Source organism: Fictibacillus arsenicus (assembly GCF_001999465.1).
Classification (GTDB): Bacteria; Bacillota; Bacilli; order Bacillales; family Fictibacillaceae; genus Fictibacillus; species Fictibacillus arsenicus.
This window is the reverse complement of the sequence record NZ_MQMF01000002.1, coordinates 609,768-630,436: the sequence shown is the minus strand read 5'-3', so window position 1 is coordinate 630,436 and position 20,669 is coordinate 609,768. Positions and strand designations below refer to the sequence as shown.

The following is a 20,669-nucleotide window of genomic DNA, read 5'->3' as shown; positions in this document are numbered from 1 at the left end:
ATTATTTATGCAATTCCAGCCTTCATCAGCATTCCGTCAAGAGGCTTTTCCATAATTCTCTCTAGCCATCTCGATGTTTCTACTAAACTCTCAAGATTAGTTACCGTCTCCACATTCATCCCTTTAAACATATTCACCATATCTTCCGTACAAACATTTCCTACTGCTTTAGGAGCGAATGGACAACCGCCTAATCCACCAATCGATGAATCAAAGCGGGTGACACCAGCCTGGTATCCAGCAAGGATATTGGCAAGGCCAAGTCCGCGTGTGTTGTGGAAGTGAAGTCCGAGTGGCAGTTCTTTACCGAATTGTTTCTGAAAAGCTGATACTACGTTCTGCACCTGCTGTGGATTAGCCATTCCGGTCGTGTCTGCAAGTGTGATCTCGGTACACCCTGCTTTTAAAAACGACTCCGCAACATTTAAAACTTTTGATAATTGAACTTCCCCTTCAAACGGGCAGCCAAATGCTGTTCCGAGTACCCCGGAAACTCCTTTTGAAGCTGCACCTTCCTTAATAACCTTTGTCAGCTCATCAACCGCCTGATCCACAGTTCGTTTAGCGTTTCGTAGATTGAAAGAGTCACTTGTCGTTGTGACAACATGAAGGAAGTCGACGTCTGTATGTAGTGCACGTTCAAGACCTGATCGGCTTAGAACGAGCCCTGCATAAAGAACATCATCTCGTTTTGGAACGAGACGCATCACTTCTTCGGCATCCGCCATCTGTGGAACGACTTTTTTGTTCACGAATGATACGGCTTCGATGATACGTATACCGGAGTCGATGAGCTTGTTAATAAGTTCAACTTTCGTTTCCGTGGAGACGAGCTTTGGTTCGTTCTGCAGCCCGTCTCGTGGTCCGACTTCACAGATTTCAATCATGAGTATCCTCCTTCAACACATGGATTTTCTTGATTTCTTCTAGATGGGCAAGTACTTGATCACTGCCTTGATAGATGTGCTCGGTCATCGCAACACGTGCGCGTTCGGAGTCCTGATTCTGGATCGCCGAAAGGATTGTTTTATGAACTTCTAATGATCGTTTCAGCTCAAACTCGTCGTACCAATAGAACGAACGGAAGACGAGCGGCACCACGACTACTTTTGATAGATGAAAGTAGATATGCGGGTTCTTACAGGCTGAAATAATGGCTTCGTGAAACTGCTGGTTGAAGTTCACGATCTCTTTAATCGAGTTTAAGTCTGCTTCCTTATAGCGTTCGATCGCTTCTTCATAACGTGAATTTGCTTCTTTCATCTTTTGGATATCTTCATCTGTTCGGTGCAGGGCAGCCTGGCTCGCTGCGTAACCCTCTAATAGAGTACGAAGGTCATAGATTTGCTGAATGTCTTCCCGTGTGAAATGGCGAACACTTACGCCGCGTTTAAGAGGAGTGACAAGCCCTTCTGACTCCAGCTGCTTGATAGCTTCTCGTATCGGTGTCCGGCTCAGCTTAAGTTCCTTCGCAAGAGATTCCTCTCCGAGCCTCATCCCAGGCTCATATTTTCCGTGTATGATGGCTTCTTTTATATATTTATAAGCATCCATTTCAACCACTCCTTAATTTGTATTGTATACAAACGAAATTTAAGTTGCAATAATTTTCTGACAATAAATAAATCGATAGCTGTTAAATCAACGTTTAAATAACATTTTTAAAATAAAATTAAAATTACCCATTGACCTTTTGTATACAAAGCGTTAATTTGGTATAAAGATTAAGAAAATTATGATTCTTCTAAAAATAAGACAAACGGAGGGATAACATGTCCGATCAACTTCCTTTAGGTGATATTCGTGTCATTGAGCTGGGTACCCTTTTAGCTGGTCCTTTTTCCGGAAGGCTGTTAGCGGACTTTGGTGCTGAAGTCATCAAGGTGGAACCCCCGGGTAAATCAGATCCGATGAGAAACTGGGGACAGTCAAAAGACGGTGTTGGACTATGGTGGCCGATTCAGTCGCGTAATAAAAAGTCCATCACGCTGAACTTGAGAGTAGAAGAAGGGCAGAACATCTTAAAAGAGATGGTAAAAGACGCAGACGTGATCATCGAGAACTTCCGTCCGGGAACGATGGAGAAGTGGAACCTTTCCTATGAAGAATTATCTAAGATCAATCCAAAGCTCATCATGGTCCGAACTTCCGGATACGGACAGACGGGACCTTACAAACATCGCGCTGGATTCGGAAGTGTTGGTGAAGCAATGGGAGGACTCCGGAATGTAACGGGTTTTCCAGACCGTCCGCCATCACGTATCGGAGTCTCAATTGGAGATACGCTCGCAGCACTCTTTTCAACGGTCGGCTGTTTAGTCGCACTGCATGAAAGAGAGCGTTCAGGAGTAGGGCAGGTCGTAGATACGGCTCTCTATGAATCGGTCTTCTCGGTCATGGAAAGTCTCATTCCGGATTATATGTTTGCCGGGTATATCAGGGAACGTATGGGGAACATCCTGCCGGGTGTCGCACCATCCAACATCTATTTTACGAAGGACAAGACCTATATCGTAATCGGAGCCAACGCGGACGGTGTGTTCAGGCGGTTATGTGAAGCGATGGGGCAACCGTATCTTGCCGAAGACCCAAGATTCTCCACACATCACGCTAGAGGCGAGAACATGAAAGTGCTCGATATGCTGATCGAGGATTGGACGAAATCGCTCGACGCGAAAGATGCACTAGAGATTTTAGATGAAAAAGGTGTACCGTCCGGACTCATCTATACCGCAAAAGAAATCCTAGAAGATCCTCATTATCAAGAACGCGAGATGATTGTGAACGTGGAGCATCCTGAACTCGGTGAGTTTCCGATGCCAGGTATCGTACCGAAGCTGAGCCGCACACCAGGGAAAGTGAATCACGTTGGTCCTGAAGTGATGGGCAAGCATAACGACGAAGTGTATAGAAACTGGCTTGGATACAGTGAAGAGGAAGTAGAGAGGTTAAAAGAAACGAGCGTTATCTAAATCGGAGGTGAGAAGAACGTGGGGAAGACACTTTACGATAAAGTTTACGACAGGCATGTGGTCTACCAAGGAGAAGATCAGCCATCCATTCTGTATATCGATCTTCACCTCATTCATGAAGTAACGTCACCACAGGCATTTGAAGGGTTGCGGATGAACAATAGAGTTGTGAGTAGACCTGACCGAACAGTAGCGACGATGGACCATAGCATTCCGACAACAGACCGTTCACTGCCGTTTCGGGATGAAGTAGCGAAGAAACAGGTGAAGACATTAGAAGAAAACTGCAGGGAGTTTGGAATCCAGCTGTTTGATCTCGAGAGCGAAAATCAAGGAATCGTTCATGTGATCGCACCAGAACTTGGTATCACGCAGCCAGGTCAGACGATCGTATGCGGAGACAGCCATACGTCAACACATGGCGCGTTTGGAGCACTCGCTTTTGGAATCGGAACGAGTGAAGTGGAACACGTTTTAGCAACACAGACTCTAAAACAAGATAAGGCAAAGACACTCGCGATTAACATTATGGGTGAGTTGCCAAAAGGAACATCTGCTAAAGATTTGATTCTTTCTATCATCGGAAAGTACGGCCACGATTTTGCGACAGGGCACGTGATCGAGTACCGAGGTGAAGTCATCCAAAACTTAACGATGGAAGAGAGGATGACGGTCTGCAACATGTCGATCGAGATGGGTGGACGCGCCGGGTTGATCCAGCCGGATGAGGTTACTTTTAACTATTTAAAGGATAAACAGTACGCGCCTAAAGGAGAGCAGTGGGAAGAAGCTTTATCCGAATGGCGGTTGCTGTACACAGACGACGATGCAGTTTTTGACCAAATCGTTGAATTTGATGCGAGTGAAGTGGTGCCGCAAGTGACGTGGGGAACTAATCCTGGTCAAGGTGCCGGAATCACAGATGTCGTGCCATCACCAGAAGATTTGCCGATCAGCCAAAGAAAAGCCGCAGAAAAAGCTCTTCAGTATATGGGACTTCAATCAGGAACGCCTTTTGACTCAATTAAACTAGATAAAGTGTTCATCGGCTCGTGTACGAACAGCCGCATCGAAGACCTTCGTAAAGCGGCAAAAATCGTAAGCGGTTACAAAGTGACGGATTCCTTACATGCACTCGTTGTTCCAGGTTCTCAAACGGTAAAACGTCAGGCTGAGGAAGAAGGTCTGGATCAAGTTTTTATAAAAGCAGGTTTTGATTGGCGTGAATCCGGCTGCAGCATGTGCCTTGGGATGAACGAGGATATCGTGCTTGAAGGGGAGCGTTGTGCTTCTACTTCGAACCGAAACTTTGAAGGCAGGCAAGGAAAAGGAGCACGCACACACTTAGTGAGTCCAGAGATGGCAGCTGCTGCAGCGATCAAGGGTCATTTTGTGGATGTGAGAAACTGGGTGACAAAAGAACGCGAGGAGGTGGGCTCATGATCGAACCTTTTACTTCATTTACCGGAACCGCTGTACCGCTCGATGTGGATAACGTCGATACGGATGCGATCATTCCAAAGCAGTTTCTAAAACGAACCGAGCGAACAGGCTACGGGCAGTTTCTGTTCTTTGACTGGCGATTTGAGAACGGTAAAGAAAGACAAGATTTTATTCTGAATCAAGACCGTTACCAAGGAGCGTCTGTCCTGCTCGCAAGAAAGAACTTCGGTTGCGGCTCTTCCCGTGAACATGCACCATGGGCTCTATCTGACTATGGGTTTCGGGTGATCATCGCCCCATCATTCGCAGACATCTTTTATAACAACTGCTTTAAGAATGGGATCCTGCCCATTGTTCTATCAGAAGCTGATGTGGATATGCTGTTTCAGCGGACGAATGAAAAACGAGGATATCAGTTATCCGTTGATCTAGAGAGTCAAAGAGTGATAGATTCACATGGTTTTGAAGCGTATTTCGAGGTTACGCCTTACCGAAAGCGGCTGCTTCAAAAGGGTCTCGATGAGATCGGATCAACACTGGAATTTAAGGATAAGATTAAAAGTTTTGAAGAAAAGCATCGTATTTATTATCGAATTGATAGAAATGAAAAGGCTTCCATCTAAGGCTATACTGCATCATAGATTATCAGCTCCATAGAACTTATTTTCTTTTAAGGAGGATATGATATGAAAACCAAGTCAGTGAAAGAACCGATCCGTAAAAAGTGGATCTGGATTGTGTTATTTATTAACGTTGTGTTGATCGTGCCCTGGTATTTTCCGAAGGGAGCGGTTGAGCCGTTTGTCTTTGGATTCCCGCTCTGGGCATTTATCTCTACCTTTTTCACACTCATTATGGGAGCTTATCTAAGCTGGCTCTGTATCTCGCAATGGAACATCGTTGAGGAGGAAGAGGAAAACGCCAAGAGAAAGGAGGATGTGAAGCATGGATAATTTAACCTTCGCGGGCATGGATGGCATTATTATCTTAAGTGTATTTGCAATTGTTATGCTCGTAATCGGGTATTTCTCTGGTAAAGGAGATACGAATCTTCATCATAGTTTATCAGGCTATTATTTGGCTGGAAGAAATCTCGGCTTTATCGCGTTGTTTTTCACACTATACGCGACACAGTACAGCGGGAACACGATCGTAGGTTATGCACCGACTGGCTACCGGACAGGGTTCTCATGGCTGCAGTCGATCTCCTTTATGACAATCATCATCGGGATCTATCTGTTGTTCGCGCCAAGACTTTACGTGGTGTCGAAACGCAGAAACTTTGTAACTCCTACTGATTGGCTGGAGTTCCGGTTTAAATCAAAGGCGGTTACGTTGCTCAGTATCTTCTTGATGCTTTGGGGTCTAGGAAACTATCTTTTGGAGCAGCTGGTCGCAATCGGACAAGCTGTAGCGGGTATGACTGGCGGAACGATTCCTTATGAGATTGCGGTTGTTGTTTTTGTATTAGTCATGCTTGCCTACGAGTGGATGGGTGGTATGAAAGCCGTTGCGTTCACGGATGTTATGCAAGGTATTGTCCTAATGATTGGGATCTTCGTATTCTTGGCAGGTGCTCTGTACTTAGTTGGAGGGAACTTTGCTGAAGTGACACGGTTCATCGCAGACAATGAACCTGCAAAACTAGGTGTTCCTGAGATGGAAGTGTCAGTGAACTGGTTCAGTATGCTCGTCCTTGTCGGGTTAGGTGCTTCCATCTATCCGCATGCCGTTCAGCGTATCTATTCGGCACAAAGTGAGAAGACGTTGAAGAAGTCGTTTGCGCGCATGGCGTGGATGCCGCCGATCACAACAGGTCTTGTGTTTGTTGTCGGGATCATCGGAATCATGCTTTTCCCTGGATTGGATACAGCTGGATCTGAACAGCTAGTAGGTTTGATGGCGAATAAAATCGCTGCGATCAATGGGTTTTATTATTGGATGATGATTATCTTCTTCGGTGGAATCGTTGCGGCGATCATCTCTACGGCAGACTCTGTGTTACTGAGCTTTTCATCCATGTTATCAAACGATGTATATGGGAAGTTTGTTAATCCTGGAGCTACTGAACACAAGAAAGTCATGGTAGGGAAAATCGGGGGGATCATCGCGATTTTCTTCCTGTTGATGATTGCTTGGAATCCACCAGGCACTCTTTATCAAATCTTTGTCTTGAAGTTTGAACTCTTAGTGCAAGTATTCCCGGCGTTTGTTCTCGGTCTTTACTGGAAACGTCTTGCCGCAAAGCCTGTTTTCTGGGGAATGCTTATAGGTGCTATAGTAGCAGGGTTGTTGACGTTAACGGGACATAAGACGGTATTCGGCATCCATGGCGGCGTGATCGGGCTTACGATAAACTTTGTCGTTTGTATCATTGGTTCGATGCTAGTTACGGTCTCTGCTGAAAAATCATTGAAGAAGGATGAACTTGCAGTGCTGGAGCTTGAAGCATAATATAATAGATAAAAAAGAGTTGAAGTTGACATGGCAAATTTGAGTTTGAGCGTCAAGCGTAGTCGTCTAGAGCCGCATTGGCAGATGCTGATCTGGCTCTTGATTGTTCAAATATTGGTTGCCTTCGTAGGACGGGGACTTGTCCCGCTTGGTGTTTTGATTGGAGCAGATCTGTCGCTCTCTAAAGCTCAAATCGGCATGCTTCCGGCGGGGCTCTTTTTAGGACAGGCATTGGCTTCCATCCCAGCCGGTTTCTTAGTGGACCGGCTCGGATCCCGGAAACTACTTCTTGCTCTGTCCATGTGTTTAGGGGTCGGGTTCATGTTCTCGACCTTTTTTACACATTTCTGGTCGATGCTCCTATTCGTGGTCATCGGCGGGGTTGGATACGGAGCCATGCACCCGGTATCGAACAGAGGAATCATCTATTGGTTCACACAAACACAGCGCGGTACTGCGATGGGCATTAAACAGATGGGCGTCACGCTCGGATCTGCATTATCGGCCGTAATCCTGCTGCCGATCGCAGCATCTTATGGCTGGCGGACATCCGTAATTGGTGCAGCATTACTTTTGATTCTGATCGGGATTCTGTCCTTTTTTCAGTACCGCGATTCACCAACCGCACCACAAGGGAAAAGTGATCAGCGGCTGTCTGTTTTTTATAAAGCCATGTGGAAAATGATTCAGAACAAGCCTCTCTTGCTTGTAAGTTTAAGTGCACTCGGACTGAATGGCGCACAGATGTGCCTGAACACGTATCTCGTGCTCTTTGCTTATGAGAAGATGGGAATCTCGTTGTTTTTGTCGGGTTTGTTGCTCGTCATATCTGAAGCATGCGGTTCGTTTGGAAGAGTTGCTTGGGGTGTGATCAGTGACCGGGTGTTTAACGGGGAACGTGTGATTATTGTCATCGTGATCGTCATTATTTCTGCACTGTCGAGCAGTACCTTGGCATTGTTGCCTGAACATACGCCGTTTGGATTGCTTGTTCCGATCATCGCAGTCTTTGGGTTTGCGGTTTCCGGGTTTAACGGCATCTGGATGAATTTGGCGAGTGAACTCGTTCCGCCTGAACAAGCCGGGATTTCGAGTGGGTTAAGCATTACGATCGGGTCACTGGGAGTCATCGCAGCACCGCCTGTCTTCGGTTTTATGGTGGATCTGAACGGAAGCTACACATCAGGGTGGTTTTTTATCACAGGGTTGTTATGTATTGTTTTTGCGATTCTGCTAGTTTTGTTAAACGTTAATAAAAAGAGAAAAGCGAGGGTGAGTGAACGTGCAATTTGATCCGAAAGAACTGACAGAAAAGGATGTATACAAACTATTGATTGGATCAGTCGTGCCTAGACCGATCGCCTGGGTATCGACCATTTCAACAGAAGGAGTGGTCAACCTGGCACCGTTTAGCTTTTTTAACGTAGCCTCCCGAAACCCTCCTATGCTTTGTATATCGATTGGACCTGGAGTGGGAGAAAGAGAAGGGACGGAAAAAGATACACTCGTAAACATACGAAACCAAAAAGAATTCGTCATCAATGTGGTCCCGTCATCATTGGGAAATGAAATGCAGAAGACATCTGAGAACCTTCCGAGTGAAGTGGATGAATTTGAAGCAGCAGGACTCACAACGTTGGACAGCACGGTTGTAAAACCAAAGCGCGTTAAAGAAGCACCGATCCAGATGGAGTGTCAGCTGGAGCAGGTCATTCAGCTCGGCAGTGATCACTTGGTGATCGGAAGAATGGTTCGTTATCATATCAATGATGACTATTATCTTGGTAATTATAAAGTGGATCTAGAGAAACTGCAGCCTCTCGGAAGGTTAGCAGGGAATTATAGCGAGAGTACTGAATTCTTTTCATTGCCTAGATAAAAAGCAAGCTTAAAGGGGAAAAAACACTCTTTAAGCTTTTTTATGTTAAAATTATACAACACGAGAATCACCATGATTATTCCATTTTATAAAGGAGAGCGGGAAGATGGATGTATTCGTAAGTCAGTATGATTGGATTCAACGATCAAGAGAAACGTTATTTCGATATTGTGAAACGATGTCACCTGAGGATTATGTGAAAGAGCTTGATAGTTTTGGCGGAGATTCCATTCGCAGCCTTCATGTTCATGTAGTGAATTGTTACAGGGGATGGCTCGGGAATCGTGCACTTGGAAAACCACTTGCCGAAATAAAGCCCGAATCCGTCCCCATCGTGCGGGAGATGCGCGAGATTTTTATGGAAACGGATGCTCTCGTTCATGAGTTTCTGAATAAATTCAAAGGCAACTGGGATGAGTCCACCCTAGTAACGTTTAGAAGTGGGGCTAGCGCAGAGTTTACTGCCCTTTGGCTTTATACGCATACAACAACCCACGAATTCCATCATAAAGGGCAAATTGTAAAAATCGGCCGGATACTCGGTTATATCCCGCCAGAGACGGATCTGATAGAACCAGAAATCCAGGTTGTACAAAAGTAAAAAAGGCTCTTCGGAAAAAAATATAGCAATACAGCCATCTAATTCTATATGTATTAGATGGCTTATTTTTGTTGGTATATCAATGCTTGTTTTATACTTAATAGAAAACCACAATTTGCCTTTGCTTTTTAGAACCTATTATTAGATGAAAATACACTGACTTATTCAGTTTGATAGGTGAGTCAGGGTATTACACATCTTATTAAAAGATAAAAGGTAGTGATTTATTGATACCTCTACGAATTTTTTTACACTCTCTATGGATCGCAATACTGCTTCTTCTAACAATTATTGTCTTCCCTGACTTATTTAATCTTAGCGAAAAGGTCTCTAAATGGGTGTTTATTTTAATAGTATTTATAATTTTTACAATATATAAGGAAAAAGGGTTGATTAAGTTTTTTTTAACCATATTAGGTTTAGTCTTATTTTTCCTCATTATCATTTTATTTGTTTTATAAATTAATGGATACTTAGTAAAACGTAATCAAAGGGTACTAAATTTACAGGATTTTTTATTGATAAAAGGAGAATATACAATGACTATCATCAAAGATATTCAGCTATACGTCCCAAAGGATAAGGATCTCAACTGGAAGTTCATTCATGAAACGAGAGCAATTGTTTCTTTTTATAGTCGTCTTTTACCTAAATTACACGCTAAAGAAGATAAAGGCATTCAAATCTATTGTATTGAGAGTCTTGAACTGAAAAAGCAAATTGATACGTTTGAGCATAACATCTTTAATTATTTCTCTGTATACGTGGAGGCTGATATTGAAGCTTTCCTTTCTTTGACGTCTGAAAGTGAAAAGAAGAAGAGGACGCTAGAGATTGTCCATGAAGGTATGAAGAAAGCTGCTCAAGGGTTCAACTGTGAGCTGCATGTTTTAGAAAATATTTATAACAGAATTAAACAAGCAGATTATGAAAATACCTTTCTGCTGTTAAAGAAGAGCAGCCCGAACAAGAAGTATATTTGTAACATTAAGTGTCATCATGAGGTAAGTAGTATCGACGTATATGTGGAGATTAAAAAAAGAAACGGGACAGTGGTTAATAGTGAGAAACTCTTCTCGCTAGAAAACACGGACGAACAAGATCTTTTCAGTGATTATGGGATCCTCGAATGGAAATTAAATCACAAAGTAGAGTTTGCTGATAAGGACTACAAGATGGTTTACCGTTTAACATTTCTAGAAAAGGACAAACCTGAAAACTTAGTTTGGAAGATTGAGAGGAATTTGTTTTGAAGTCTGCTGCCGATAGTTTCCGGAGTTTTTTATGAAAAAGGAAGAAATCAGCAGCGTTGTTCGGAATATGTAAAAGATAGGAATAAAAGGATATAGTCTGAAAATCAGTATATCTCTATACTTAAGAATAAGGAGGAGAAGTAATGTCTGATAACTGGAACTTTTATTTGGATGTGGTAGATGATCACTTAGCATCAATCGTTGTAGATTTGGACGTAACAGAAGAAGTAAATATTAGAAAATATAAATGGTTGTTTTCTGTGAAGATTACGATCCAAAATCCAACAGAGATAGGTAACCCCGGCGAACAAGAAGATGAACGAATCTGTGAGTGGGAATATGACCTGATGGAACGGTTGAATAATGAAGATATTGTTCAGGTAGGAAGGGTAACAACCAACGGCACACGAGAATTTTTTTATTATGCTAAAAACGAGAAACATGTCAAAATCATTGATCAACATGCATTAGCTGTATTTGATAAAAAAGGATACGAAACAGAAATTTCTAGAATTGAAGAAGAGGAACCGTGGTCCTTTTATTCCGAATTCCTATATCCTGACGAGTATCAATTTCAGCAGATGTCCAATCGTGAATTAGTAGAACTGCTAGAAAACGAGAATGATGATTTAGAAGAGCCCCGTAAGATTGAACATTGGATAGAGTTTGAAACATTGGATGATTTAAAAGCATTTGAACAAGATATCCAAAATGAAGGCTTCACAACAGAAAATTTCGAACAGCAAAAGAATGAAGATGGGACATACAGCATTACGATCTCTCGCGAAGATGGTGTGGATTATCACTTGATTGATTCGGTAACCGATACAATCATTGCAGCGGCACAACAACATAACGGTCAATATGACGGTTGGGAATCGCCTGTTATTCAAAAAAATAATTAGTCACATTCTTTAGAAAACCACCCATGGTTAGAAACTTAGGGGTGAAATTCATATTTCAAGGTATGATGGAGGAGCAATAGGATGACAGATGTTATCGAAGGATACATATGCGGATGCTGTGGGAAATACCATGACGAACTTCCCTTAAACTATGGAAGTCCTGCACCTATATATTACGAAGAAGCTTCTAAAAGAGAACGTAAAAAGCGGTTTGAAATCAACGATGATCTATGTGTGATGGACGGTGAACATTTCTTTATAAGAGGTTGTATCGAGATACCAGTTAAAGGTTTGAACGAACCATTTGTTTGGGGAGTTTGGGTATCACTTAGTGAAGAGAATTTTGAACGCACTTTAGAGAATTGGGATAATCCTGATAGAGAAGAGTTAGAGCCTATGTTTGGATGGTTATCGACACATCTCCCGTTTTATCCGGACACTTTAAATATGAAAACCTATGTACATACCCGTTCCATAGATCTGCGTCCGTATATTGAACTTGAACCTACAGATCACCCACTTTCTGTTGAACAAAGAGAAGGAATAACAATTGATCGGGTAAAAGAAATAGCAGAGTATTTTTGTGAAATGTAACACTGATATGGTTCGCAACCAAAGCATTTCTTCAAGAAGGAGAAATGCTTTTTTTATGGAATAAATGATTTTAGAAATTTACATTCATGGTTAGGAGAGGTTTGCTTGAATCATCATATATTTTTAGATCTTCCTGTTTTAGAGAATAATCGAATAAAGCTGATGCCTATACAAATTGAACATGCTAAAGATTTATTTCATATTAATTCACCTGAAGTATGGGATTTTATGCTAAGAAAAGTTATAGAAGAGTCAGATATGGTTGAGAATGTAGCCAGTAAAGTAAAGCTGAGAGAACAAATGAAGGCATTGCCTTTTGTAGTCATTCTCAAGGATACCAATAAAGTTGTGGGCACCACTAGTCTATACGATATAGATTTTAATCATAATTCGTGTGAAATAGGTGCGACTTGGTATGCTCCTGAATTTCAACGGACATTTGTAAACTCTGATTGTAAGTATTTACTTCTGCAATATTGTTTTGAGGAATTAGGCTTTGTAAGGGTACAATTCAAAACAGATGAACGGAACATCCGCTCGCAAAAAGCTATAGAACGACTGGGTGCTGTAAGAGAGGGAGTTTTGAGGAACGAGAAAATTCTTGAAGATGGTTTTATAAGAAATACAGTTCTTTATTCCATTATTAAGGATGATTGGAGTACGATAAAACAAGGGTTTAAGGATAGAGAAGAATCATATATCCCTAGTTAATCCTGGAGTCAACAGCCGTATGGTTATTCACCCAAACCGTGAAATACGAGTTCCATCATGAAGTACAGTTTCTAAATAGGCAGACTGCAGTCCGTCAGATACTAATCTTATTGAACCTGAAGTTTCAGTAAAAACAGTACACTTAATAGCTAAAAAAGAGCAAAAAAATCTTTGCTCTTTTTAAGCTACTCACTTGCTTTAACCTGTAAAGGAGGGGGAACTAACCAACCTTTTTCTTTGTTCAACTTCAGCATCTTAGCACCAAATTGTGCTTTTGCTAAATGAAATTGTCCATACATAACCCCAATGTCCTCACGTATGCTTTGTCCGATCATGGAACTGCAAGCTACAAGTCCTGCTGCAACATCTTTTGATAAAGAAGCACTGATTTCAGGATCAAGGAATCGTGCGCCTGGCGGAATATCTTCTAATTTAGCTACCGGACGCTCTGGTGGAGCAGGTGGCAAACCGATTCCATTCGCCTTTAGTAATTCTTCAATTTGCTTATTCTCATTCTTAAGTCCCTCAATCGCTTCTTCAACCATCTTCTTTAGTTGGCTATCACCCGTGTGGTTAACATAAACTTGGTAACCAGCAATCATTCCGTGGTTTGTTAGCAGGTGTGTCCAAGCTCCATAAATCTCTCCATAATGCATTGGCTCATCCTTTGGATTTCCACTTAAGATTCCCATAACAACACTCCTTATATTTTGTTTGAGATTCATTTACTTTCTCCTTTTATAGAAAAAACGTAACAAAGGTAGTATGGGAGTTATTTTCTCTTTTATACTTAGTGAGAATTAGAAAAAAAACAACTGGGTGAATAATAAGAGTAGGGATGTACGTAGTTCACCGATTTACGGGGTGTTAAAGTACACCAATTAAAAAAAGAGACTGAATTAAAAATGCGGCAATCTTGCATTTTAATTCGTCTCTTTCTCTTATTTTTCGTCCTCAACCAGATGTTTCAGCATAGATAGCTTGTTTTCCCAGAACTTCTCATAATAAGAGAGCCACTGCTTCACTTCAGTCAGCGGTTCAGGATGCAGCTGGTAGATCTTTTCGCGACCTTCTTTGCGGCCAGAGATCAGTTCGGCTTCTGTTAAGATATTCAGATGCTTCGTTACCGCGGTCCGGCTCATATCAAAATGATCGGCAATCTCTGAGATCGGCCGTTCACTTTCTGCGAGCAGACGAAGTACTTCACGTCTCGTCGGATCAGCGATCGCTTTAAACACATCATGTTTTTCAGCAGGTGCTGTCACTTAGCTCTCAACTACCTTTTTAAGTCTTTCATGAACAATGCCAACCCAGCCGCCGTTCATGCGGTCACGTATAACAGAACTCTTTTCGCCGGCCTTGCCGACAATCGCATCTTCATCTTTCCAGCCGCTGTGAATAAGAGTGAACTCCGTCTGGTCACCTTGTTTTTTTAATAAGAAGGTAACCACCCAGCCATCCGTATCCCAGCTAAAAGAAAGCTTATGAGGTTCATCGATCACGAGCACTTTGCATGGTGACGGCCCAAAAGGGGACTGGATATGAAATTCGTGACCTTCTTCCGCTTTAAAATCGTTCGGCATGAACCAAGAAGACATGCCTTCTGCAGTTGAAACTGAATTCCATACTTTTTGAATCGGTGCATCAAAAACAACAGTTTGCTTAATATCTTGTAATGCTGCCATTAAGTTCAACTCCTCAAAAATATAACCAATTGGTTTCATGTTTAGGATATAACACCTTTAGGTTATATGTCAATATAAAGGGATATATTACCTTTTTAGAGAAGTAGACTTTATTGAACGTTTATAGGAGGAAGTTTATGAAGCATGTTGCAACAATCCTATTATTGATAACGATATTATCTTTGTTATCCTCTTGTCGAAGTACATTTAGAGATTGTTCACCGGTGGAAGCTAAATGGGCGGATACGTTGATGATTAATGATAACCACTATCAGCATGATTTCCCAGATCCTGATAATCATGAAGAGGTACAAGTGGAAAAAGGGAAGCTTCTTGGTGAAGTGAAATATAAGATGGCGGATAACGCGTGTGAGGGTTATGAGATGAAAAATAACGACGCGACGCTGCTTGAAGAAGGCACAAAGATATACGCCATCAAGGATATTCCACCGTCACTTGCTGTAGTCGCTTATAACAAAGATGTCTTATCGGCGAGCAGAGTTTTTGTTGTGGATCAAAATGAAAAAGCCGAAACAATTGGAGAGCTTTATCCGATACAAGGCTTAGTAAAAGGCATTCATATTGAAAGTACGTTAGACGGCAGGAGAATTCATACGTTTTCGCCTGCATCCAAAGAAGCATTCCTTAAAGAGTGGCTGCCTCTTCAGCTGCATGATCCCAAAAAGTTAAATGACACTTGGGATGAGAATAAAACGATTTTCTTGGAATTTGAGCTAATGAACGGCATCACCTTTAGGCAAAGGTATAATCTGGATTCCAAAGTTTTTCATGCGGGTGCTGTTGGGAATGAAGCAGTCGCTGACATTATTGAGAAGGAATTTGCTTCTATAGATTAAACACATGAAATGTCATAACCGAGTGCAACAAACTTAATAAATAGAAAAACCACCATTCCTCAACGCAGGACTGGTGGTGTGTTTTTGTTATCAATCAACTTTCCATAGCCTAAGGCAGATAAGGCTTGCTTTAGATTCCCATTGGTCTGGACATCGCGCATATTTATTCCGAACGAAGAAGCTGTTAACGCAATCTCTGGACGGATTCCGGTGACAATGACCCGTACACCGAGAAGGCGCAGCGAATCGATCAGTAAGAATATAATTTGGAGCACTTCAGGTGTTAAGGTGTGAACCCCTGACAAGTCGATTACTAGTGAGAATATTTTGTTTTCCACACAACGCTCCAGCGTTCTGATCTGGAGAATCTGTGCCCGTTCATGGTCAATTTCACCGATTAATGGAAGGACACCTATTCCATCAAATAGAGGAACGATCGGTGCCGATAACTCATGAAGTGCCTGATTTTTTTCATTGACGATCTTCTGATGACTTTTCACATACGTCTGACTGAACGTATGTGAGGCGAAGTCCAGATTGATGTCAATATTTTTGATAACACACATAACGTCTTTGACAGAAAATGATTCTGTAAAGGCAAGGTCTTCAATAACATTTAGAATTTCTTTTCTAATAAAGGGCAGAGGTTGCATGGCGACATCCAGTGATTGTCCATAATCTACAGCATACATGGCGGTCTGTTCAGCCCAGTTCATTAATACATTTTCAGCCTGATTACCTTTGAGAGTTAAGGTTGATCCAAGCAGTTCGATAAATTCTTGAATATAAGCCAAAGATTGTTTAGAGTCATAAGGCAATGTGGATTTTTGGGGATGTCTGTCAAAACGCTGAGCTAAAATTTTATTAGATAAAAGGGGTGCTTGTTCTACTAATGCCAGTCCGATTTTTACAAACGATTCTTTTTTAAGTTCCATTTTCAATAGCCTCCAATGAGAATAAGGATGGTTACGTATGACATAGAGATGTACTTGTTATGAAATGGAACAAGGAAGATTATTTTTATATTAAAAATTCCATAAAAGAAACAGTTGTCCTTCTTTTGGTTGTGCGATTTTCTATAAAAAGATAAAAGGAAGTTTCATAGTTTATCATTCTTCATTTATGGGGGCTTCTTCATGTAAAAATGTATTTATGTAATCATTGAACAACCTTAACAGAACCTAAACACTTCCTCCAAATAGAGTTGGTATGCTATCAGTGTTAAACCAGTACATATCATGGAGGGGTTTGGAATGAGTTCAAAACAAGTAAATCGACGTGATTTTATTAAGATTGGCGGAGCGAGTACGCTTGCGTTAACAATTGGTTCGCTTGGTGACACGACTTCACTTTTTAATAAAACAGCACATGCTGATCATCATGAAGAAAAGGTTCTTCGATTCCATTCAAATGGTAAGTTCAAGGTCGTTCAGTTCAATGATACTCAAGATGACGAACGCATTGACCGACGTACGCTAGAGCTTATGGGAAAAGTGCTGGATGCAGAGAAACCTGACTTTGTTGTATTGAATGGTGACAATATTACTGGAGGATGCGATACACCTCTTGAGATGAAGCAGGCAATGAACAATATTGCCCAACCTATGGAAAAGCGCGGAATCAAGTGGGCCGTAACGTTTGGCAACCATGATGAGGATTCTACGCAAAAAAGCGGTATTGATGAAAGTGAAATGCTGAAGTTTTACCGATCGTACAAACATAATATGAACGATAAAGGAGCAAATATTACAGGAACAGGCAACATGAACCTGCTCATTTGGGATGCTCAGGCAAAGAAAGCAGTGTTCAACTTATGGTTATTGGACGCAGGAAGATATGCACCTAAAACGATCGCAGGGCAAGACTTTGAAGGTTATCCCACATGGGACTGGCTGCGATTTGACCAAGTAAACTGGTATAATGAAACTTCCCAAAGAATTGAGAACAGGTTTGGCTATAAAGTGCCTTCCCTCATGTTCATACACATTCCTTTATGGGAACACCGTTATATGTGGTATGCGAGTGTTGACAGCCGGACGGAAGCAGATCATTCCCGTGCAGCGGAAAAACATCAAATCACGGGTGAAAGAAACGAAGATGAATGTCCGGGACCCTTCAACAGCGGTTTGTTTTCCGCTATGCAGTATAGAGGAGACGTAAAAGGAGTATTTTGCGGACATGACCATATCAATACGTATGCTGGAAACTATTACGGCATCATGCTTGGTTATAGCGGAAGCACAGGATTCGGTGCGTACGGACTTCCAGGAGCTGAGAAGAATAGACTTCGCGGGGCAAGAGTGTTCCATCTCGATTTGAGTAAAGAGAACGTTCTATCTGATACACATATGGTGTTCGCCAAGGATCATGGAATCGACCTGACAGCTAATGATCAGAGTGTAGATCCAGCACCGATTGAAGAAAAAGAAAAGGTAAAAATATAGTCGAAGTTTAATAGACGAAAAGCCCGGGATTTTTAATCTCAGGCTTTTTTTGTTGAAAATGAATGAATTTCTAAATATTTTGAAAATTTATGACGAAAAAGGTAGACTTACAGAAAATTCCATGGTAATATCTTACTATATAGTACAATTTAGAGGGTATTTTGTACTATAAAACTTAACTAGGAGGTTAAACGGGGTAGTTGATAGTTTGGTTGATGAATTAAAAAACAAAAAACTGAAACGCAGGAGGAAATTAATGAGATTAACAATGACGCATGAGAAGGTTAAGGATTACGAGATCAACGGTGACACAATGGCGATCGTTCCATTTATTAATGAGAAAGGTGCTGTTTGTTCGGAAGTGTATGAACGTGAAGCAGTAATCCTGGTCGAAAAGAAACCTTTTCGGATCATCAAAGATAACTGCTTATACTATGGCGGTTCTTATGATGGAAAGAAGGAAGCAGCACGCATCAATATGGGCAAGATGTGCTTTGCTCCCATCATGATCGACTCAAAACTTGACCTGTATTTTTTTCCAATCCAATCACCACGAAATGATACCTGCATATGGCTTGCACAGCCGCACATCCGAAGAATTGATAGAACTGGTCATAAGCGTGCCAGCGTTATTTTTTCAAACGGCATGGATTTACCCATCGCTAACACCCGCGCTTCCTTAGTAGGAAAACTCCATCGAGCAGCTCAATATAGAAGTGTTCTTGTTAATCGAACAAGTGAAAGAGAACGCGAAAGAGAACGAGAAAGAGATCGTGACCCGGTCCTTACATAGAACTTGAACTATTGAAAAACGCCTGATGCGATGTGTATCAGGCGTTTGTTTGTTTCCATTCTTCTTTTAAAATCGCGTAATAATACTCATCCCACCATTCGTCTCCATGGGGAATGCACTTCTTAAAATAACCTTCTCTTCTCATGCCTATCTTCTCCATTACGCGGTAGGATGGAGGATTCTCGGGCTGGCAGGTTGCGATAATCCGATGTAAGTTCAATTCTTCAAATCCATATTTCAATACTGCTTGGGCTGCTTCTGATGCATACCCTTTATTGTAGTATTTCGGATTAAACACCCAGCCGATCTCGTACGTATGATCACCAAAATATTTATGAAAAGAAATGTGTCCAATCAGAATGTTTTCATCGAGCAGTACCACCGGGAACTGCTCTGGCTCTGCATGCCTATTTTTATTTATAAATTCCTTTGTGTTTTCTTCGGAAAGAACTCCTTCAGGAATGTATTTCATGACATTGTGATCAGATGTATACTCATGAACAGCTTTCCAATCATTTTCTTCAAAGTTTCTGATTAATAGCCTTTCTGACTTTAGATACACTGGCTTTCCTCCCACTCTTCTCGAAGCAGTCCCATCCTAATAGAATCATAGTATTCTCCGTTATAATAACGGCACTTTCGGAGTCTCGCTTCCATCGTCATTCCAAATTTTTCTCCGACCTTTATCATTCTTTCGTTTCCAGACCACGTCGTATAACCAACTCGAACAAGTGGCATAGTTGTAAATAAATGTGCGATCCAAAGCTTGAGGGCTCTAGTTCCGTAGCCTCCGCTCCAGAACGCAGGATCATAAATCCCTATGCCCATCTCAAGCCAGTTAGAAGGTTTGTGTTCCCAATAGTAACTGACCGTTCCGATCACTTCTTCATTTACCGAGATCACCCAGCGGCTTTCTGACCCGATGAACTTGTCTTTTTGTTTCATGAACTCTTCAAAAGGAAGAGCCTTATGCTCGTAGTAAGGAGCATCCCACTTTTTCCACTCAGGTGATTCTTCTTTATAAATCAGTTCCCATAGTTTCGGTAAGTCCTCATCCGTTATGGGTCTAATCGTTAATTCTTTATCGCTATAAGACATATCTTCCTCCAGATTCTTTTTTCAAAGAAGCCGCTTTGACGATGTTTTTCCAATAATCCCAAGCAATAAGATATTCCTTAAGATCTTCTGGATGATGCCGGACACAGGTTGCCATTCTGAAATATAGACCAATTAAAACTGCCTCGTACAAAAATCTATCATTCTTGTTTTCATAATCTTTTAATAGACTCACCGCTGATTGGATCGTTTCATTTGTTAAATCATCTGGTGAAGAACAAAATGCATAGATAAGATCGTACAGCGGTTCACCGTAAACAGGAGTCGGATCGATCACGCTAGTCAGTTTCTCTTCGGTAAAAATAAAGTTATGTACACCGCAATCCCCGTGCAGCAAGAATGGTTGTGTGAACTCACGATTTCTGTTTGGGCTTTTTACTAGATCCAGAACGAAGTCATGATCTTCTTTTTCAAGATAAGTGTTCAAAATGGTTGATGACTCGTTCGCTCTACTCAATAAGAAGTTTTCCCACGAATCGGTGAGTTCATCTGCCCAGCCCCAGCTGGCAGGTTCTTCAACAGATCTATATTGATTAATTAATTGCTGGACCAATGTCTGCAGCATCTCTTTTTTATTTTTACGAGGATAGTCAACAGCACCTGCAACGAATGAATAAACAATGTAACGGTAGTCAGGTTCTGTATATAAAAGGTCGGGCAGGAAATCCACATCCTTATAAAAAGCTAGATAATGAGACTCTGCCTTTAACACGTGTGGTTCATTAAACTTCACAACGTATTTGTTATTTTGACTGTCACGGAGCAGATAGAGTTTGCTCGTTGTGCCGCCGCTTAACTGCTTCGTTTCTACGATTGTTTTTGAGATACCAAAATTCGTTATTTCGTCGATAATCGTCTTGATGTCCATACAAACACCTCCACTATCAATTTAACATAATTCTCCAATGTGTATATAAGCGAAAAAGGAGATACAACAAAGTTAACGAAATAATAAACTTCTG

The 20,669-nt window shown here is 41.6% G+C and carries 24 protein-coding genes; 15 read left to right on the top strand and 9 right to left on the bottom strand.

From position 1 onward, the window contains the following. Positions 1-5: 5 nt before the first annotated feature. Together UN64_RS10400 and UN64_RS10395 are read right to left on the bottom strand one after the other, a co-directional pair. Positions 6-887, bottom strand: a complete 882-nt coding sequence (locus UN64_RS10400) for a hydroxymethylglutaryl-CoA lyase (RefSeq protein ID WP_077362385.1) — start codon at positions 885-887, stop codon at positions 6-8. Continuing rightward, entirely contained in the window at positions 880-1,554 is a 675-nt protein-coding gene (locus tag UN64_RS10395) for a GntR family transcriptional regulator (RefSeq protein ID WP_077362383.1), read from the bottom strand. Before UN64_RS10395 ends, UN64_RS10400 begins: the two co-directional genes overlap by 8 nt. Positions 1,555-1,772: 218 nt before the next feature. Between UN64_RS10395 and UN64_RS10390 the strand changes: the two genes are divergently transcribed. The 12 genes from UN64_RS10390 (at position 1,773) to UN64_RS10335 (ending at position 12,812) form a co-directional block, all read left to right on the top strand. Continuing rightward, on the top strand, positions 1,773-2,972 hold the full coding sequence (locus UN64_RS10390) for a CaiB/BaiF CoA transferase family protein (RefSeq protein ID WP_077362381.1): 1,200 nt from the start codon (positions 1,773-1,775) through the stop codon (positions 2,970-2,972). Positions 2,973-2,990: 18 nt separating this feature from the next. Continuing rightward, on the top strand, positions 2,991-4,415 hold the full coding sequence (leuC, locus tag UN64_RS10385; protein ID WP_077362379.1) for a 3-isopropylmalate dehydratase large subunit: 1,425 nt from the start codon (positions 2,991-2,993) through the stop codon (positions 4,413-4,415). Beyond that, positions 4,415-5,038, top strand: a complete 624-nt coding sequence (gene leuD / locus UN64_RS10380; protein ID WP_077363718.1) for a 3-isopropylmalate dehydratase small subunit — start codon at positions 4,415-4,417, stop codon at positions 5,036-5,038. The genes leuC and leuD overlap by 1 nt, the downstream gene beginning before the upstream one ends. A gap of 63 nt (positions 5,039-5,101) precedes the next feature. Beyond that, positions 5,102-5,368: a hypothetical protein gene (locus tag UN64_RS10375; protein WP_077362377.1), complete on the top strand. Its 267-nt coding sequence runs from the start codon at positions 5,102-5,104 to the stop codon at positions 5,366-5,368. After that, on the top strand, positions 5,361-6,869 hold the full coding sequence (locus UN64_RS10370) for a sodium:solute symporter family protein (RefSeq protein WP_077362375.1): 1,509 nt from the start codon (positions 5,361-5,363) through the stop codon (positions 6,867-6,869). The genes UN64_RS10375 and UN64_RS10370 overlap by 8 nt, the downstream gene beginning before the upstream one ends. 30 nt (positions 6,870-6,899) lie before the next feature. After that, entirely contained in the window at positions 6,900-8,162 is a 1,263-nt protein-coding gene (locus UN64_RS10365) for an MFS transporter (protein ID WP_077362373.1), read from the top strand. Then, on the top strand, positions 8,152-8,748 hold the full coding sequence (locus tag UN64_RS10360) for a flavin reductase family protein (protein ID WP_077362371.1): 597 nt from the start codon (positions 8,152-8,154) through the stop codon (positions 8,746-8,748). Before UN64_RS10365 ends, UN64_RS10360 begins: the two co-directional genes overlap by 11 nt. Positions 8,749-8,854: 106 nt before the next feature. Beyond that, on the top strand, positions 8,855-9,349 hold the full coding sequence (locus UN64_RS10355; RefSeq protein WP_077362369.1) for a DinB family protein: 495 nt from the start codon (positions 8,855-8,857) through the stop codon (positions 9,347-9,349). Between the two features lie 539 nt (positions 9,350-9,888). Further along, positions 9,889-10,602 (top strand): hypothetical protein, encoded by a 714-nt coding sequence (locus UN64_RS10350; protein ID WP_077362367.1) that lies wholly within the window; start codon positions 9,889-9,891, stop codon positions 10,600-10,602. Between the two features lie 143 nt (positions 10,603-10,745). Continuing rightward, a complete protein-coding gene (locus UN64_RS10345; RefSeq protein ID WP_077362365.1) occupies positions 10,746-11,507 on the top strand; it encodes a DUF695 domain-containing protein in 762 nt (253 codons plus the stop codon). An 81-nt stretch (positions 11,508-11,588) separates the two neighbouring features. Further along, entirely contained in the window at positions 11,589-12,101 is a 513-nt protein-coding gene (locus UN64_RS10340; RefSeq protein WP_077362362.1) for a DUF2199 domain-containing protein, read from the top strand. A gap of 105 nt (positions 12,102-12,206) precedes the next feature. Beyond that, positions 12,207-12,812, top strand: a complete 606-nt coding sequence (locus UN64_RS10335; protein ID WP_245802003.1) for a GNAT family N-acetyltransferase — start codon at positions 12,207-12,209, stop codon at positions 12,810-12,812. A 185-nt stretch (positions 12,813-12,997) separates the two neighbouring features. On the opposite strand, the gene UN64_RS10330 is transcribed toward UN64_RS10335, so the two are convergent. From UN64_RS10330 to UN64_RS10320, 3 genes are all read right to left on the bottom strand, one after another. Beyond that, complete coding sequence (locus UN64_RS10330; RefSeq protein ID WP_077362360.1) at positions 12,998-13,504, bottom strand: DUF3231 family protein; 507 nt, start codon at positions 13,502-13,504, stop codon at positions 12,998-13,000. Positions 13,505-13,753: 249 nt separating this feature from the next. Further along, the gene (locus UN64_RS10325) at positions 13,754-14,077 is read right to left on the bottom strand and encodes an ArsR/SmtB family transcription factor (protein WP_077362358.1); all 324 of its coding nucleotides are present in this window, start codon (positions 14,075-14,077) and stop codon (positions 13,754-13,756) included. Continuing rightward, entirely contained in the window at positions 14,078-14,497 is a 420-nt protein-coding gene (locus UN64_RS10320) for an SRPBCC family protein (RefSeq protein ID WP_077362356.1), read from the bottom strand. A gap of 137 nt (positions 14,498-14,634) precedes the next feature. Here UN64_RS10320 and UN64_RS10315 point away from each other — a divergent pair, with 137 nt between their 5' ends. Then, the gene (locus UN64_RS10315; RefSeq protein ID WP_077362354.1) at positions 14,635-15,354 is read left to right on the top strand and encodes a hypothetical protein; all 720 of its coding nucleotides are present in this window, start codon (positions 14,635-14,637) and stop codon (positions 15,352-15,354) included. Positions 15,355-15,413: 59 nt separating this feature from the next. On the opposite strand, the gene UN64_RS10310 is transcribed toward UN64_RS10315, so the two are convergent. Beyond that, a complete protein-coding gene (locus UN64_RS10310) occupies positions 15,414-16,289 on the bottom strand; it encodes an STAS domain-containing protein (protein ID WP_077362352.1) in 876 nt (291 codons plus the stop codon). Positions 16,290-16,607: 318 nt separating this feature from the next. On the opposite strand from UN64_RS10310, the gene UN64_RS10305 reads away from it, so the two are divergent. Beyond that, on the top strand, positions 16,608-17,798 hold the full coding sequence (locus UN64_RS10305) for a metallophosphoesterase family protein (RefSeq protein ID WP_077362350.1): 1,191 nt from the start codon (positions 16,608-16,610) through the stop codon (positions 17,796-17,798). 256 nt (positions 17,799-18,054) lie between these two features. Continuing rightward, positions 18,055-18,591 carry a competence protein ComK gene (locus tag UN64_RS10300; protein ID WP_077362348.1) on the top strand — a complete coding sequence of 179 codons (537 nt, stop codon included), beginning with the start codon at positions 18,055-18,057 and terminating at the stop codon, positions 18,589-18,591. Positions 18,592-18,628: 37 nt separating this feature from the next. Here UN64_RS10300 and UN64_RS10295 read toward each other — a convergent pair whose 3' ends face one another. Genes UN64_RS10295 through UN64_RS10285 form a run of 3 tightly spaced genes read right to left on the bottom strand, consistent with a single transcriptional unit; the run spans position 18,629 to position 20,575 of the window. Then, on the bottom strand, positions 18,629-19,153 hold the full coding sequence (locus UN64_RS10295) for a GNAT family N-acetyltransferase (RefSeq protein WP_077362346.1): 525 nt from the start codon (positions 19,151-19,153) through the stop codon (positions 18,629-18,631). Continuing rightward, positions 19,144-19,689, bottom strand: a complete 546-nt coding sequence (locus tag UN64_RS10290) for a GNAT family N-acetyltransferase (protein WP_077362344.1) — start codon at positions 19,687-19,689, stop codon at positions 19,144-19,146. Before UN64_RS10290 ends, UN64_RS10295 begins: the two co-directional genes overlap by 10 nt. After that, the gene (locus UN64_RS10285; protein WP_077362342.1) at positions 19,679-20,575 is read right to left on the bottom strand and encodes an aminoglycoside phosphotransferase family protein; all 897 of its coding nucleotides are present in this window, start codon (positions 20,573-20,575) and stop codon (positions 19,679-19,681) included. The genes UN64_RS10290 and UN64_RS10285 overlap by 11 nt, the downstream gene beginning before the upstream one ends. Positions 20,576-20,669 lie beyond the last annotated feature (94 nt).

What these genes read in the sequence shown, in the direction of transcription:
- UN64_RS10400 (WP_077362385.1), bottom strand. Translation starts at nt 887, where the DNA reads ATGATTGAAATCTGTGAAGTCGGACCACGAGACGGGCTGCAGAACGAA.
- UN64_RS10395 (WP_077362383.1), bottom strand. Translation starts at nt 1,554, where the DNA reads ATGGATGCTTATAAATATATAAAAGAAGCCATCATACACGGAAAATAT.
- UN64_RS10390 (WP_077362381.1), top strand. Translation starts at nt 1,773, where the DNA reads ATGTCCGATCAACTTCCTTTAGGTGATATTCGTGTCATTGAGCTGGGT.
- UN64_RS10375 (WP_077362377.1), top strand. Translation starts at nt 5,102, where the DNA reads ATGAAAACCAAGTCAGTGAAAGAACCGATCCGTAAAAAGTGGATCTGG.
- UN64_RS10370 (WP_077362375.1), top strand. Translation starts at nt 5,361, where the DNA reads ATGGATAATTTAACCTTCGCGGGCATGGATGGCATTATTATCTTAAGT.
- UN64_RS10365 (WP_077362373.1), top strand. Translation starts at nt 6,900, where the DNA reads ATGGCAAATTTGAGTTTGAGCGTCAAGCGTAGTCGTCTAGAGCCGCAT.
- UN64_RS10355 (WP_077362369.1), top strand. Translation starts at nt 8,855, where the DNA reads ATGGATGTATTCGTAAGTCAGTATGATTGGATTCAACGATCAAGAGAA.
- UN64_RS10350 (WP_077362367.1), top strand. Translation starts at nt 9,889, where the DNA reads ATGACTATCATCAAAGATATTCAGCTATACGTCCCAAAGGATAAGGAT.
- UN64_RS10345 (WP_077362365.1), top strand. Translation starts at nt 10,746, where the DNA reads ATGTCTGATAACTGGAACTTTTATTTGGATGTGGTAGATGATCACTTA.
- UN64_RS10340 (WP_077362362.1), top strand. Translation starts at nt 11,589, where the DNA reads ATGACAGATGTTATCGAAGGATACATATGCGGATGCTGTGGGAAATAC.
- UN64_RS10330 (WP_077362360.1), bottom strand. Translation starts at nt 13,504, where the DNA reads ATGGGAATCTTAAGTGGAAATCCAAAGGATGAGCCAATGCATTATGGA.
- UN64_RS10320 (WP_077362356.1), bottom strand. Translation starts at nt 14,497, where the DNA reads ATGGCAGCATTACAAGATATTAAGCAAACTGTTGTTTTTGATGCACCG.
- UN64_RS10315 (WP_077362354.1), top strand. Translation starts at nt 14,635, where the DNA reads ATGAAGCATGTTGCAACAATCCTATTATTGATAACGATATTATCTTTG.
- UN64_RS10310 (WP_077362352.1), bottom strand. Translation starts at nt 16,289, where the DNA reads ATGGAACTTAAAAAAGAATCGTTTGTAAAAATCGGACTGGCATTAGTA.
- UN64_RS10305 (WP_077362350.1), top strand. Translation starts at nt 16,608, where the DNA reads ATGAGTTCAAAACAAGTAAATCGACGTGATTTTATTAAGATTGGCGGA.
- UN64_RS10300 (WP_077362348.1), top strand. Translation starts at nt 18,055, where the DNA reads ATGAGATTAACAATGACGCATGAGAAGGTTAAGGATTACGAGATCAAC.
- UN64_RS10290 (WP_077362344.1), bottom strand. Translation starts at nt 19,689, where the DNA reads ATGTCTTATAGCGATAAAGAATTAACGATTAGACCCATAACGGATGAG.
- UN64_RS10285 (WP_077362342.1), bottom strand. Translation starts at nt 20,575, where the DNA reads ATGGACATCAAGACGATTATCGACGAAATAACGAATTTTGGTATCTCA.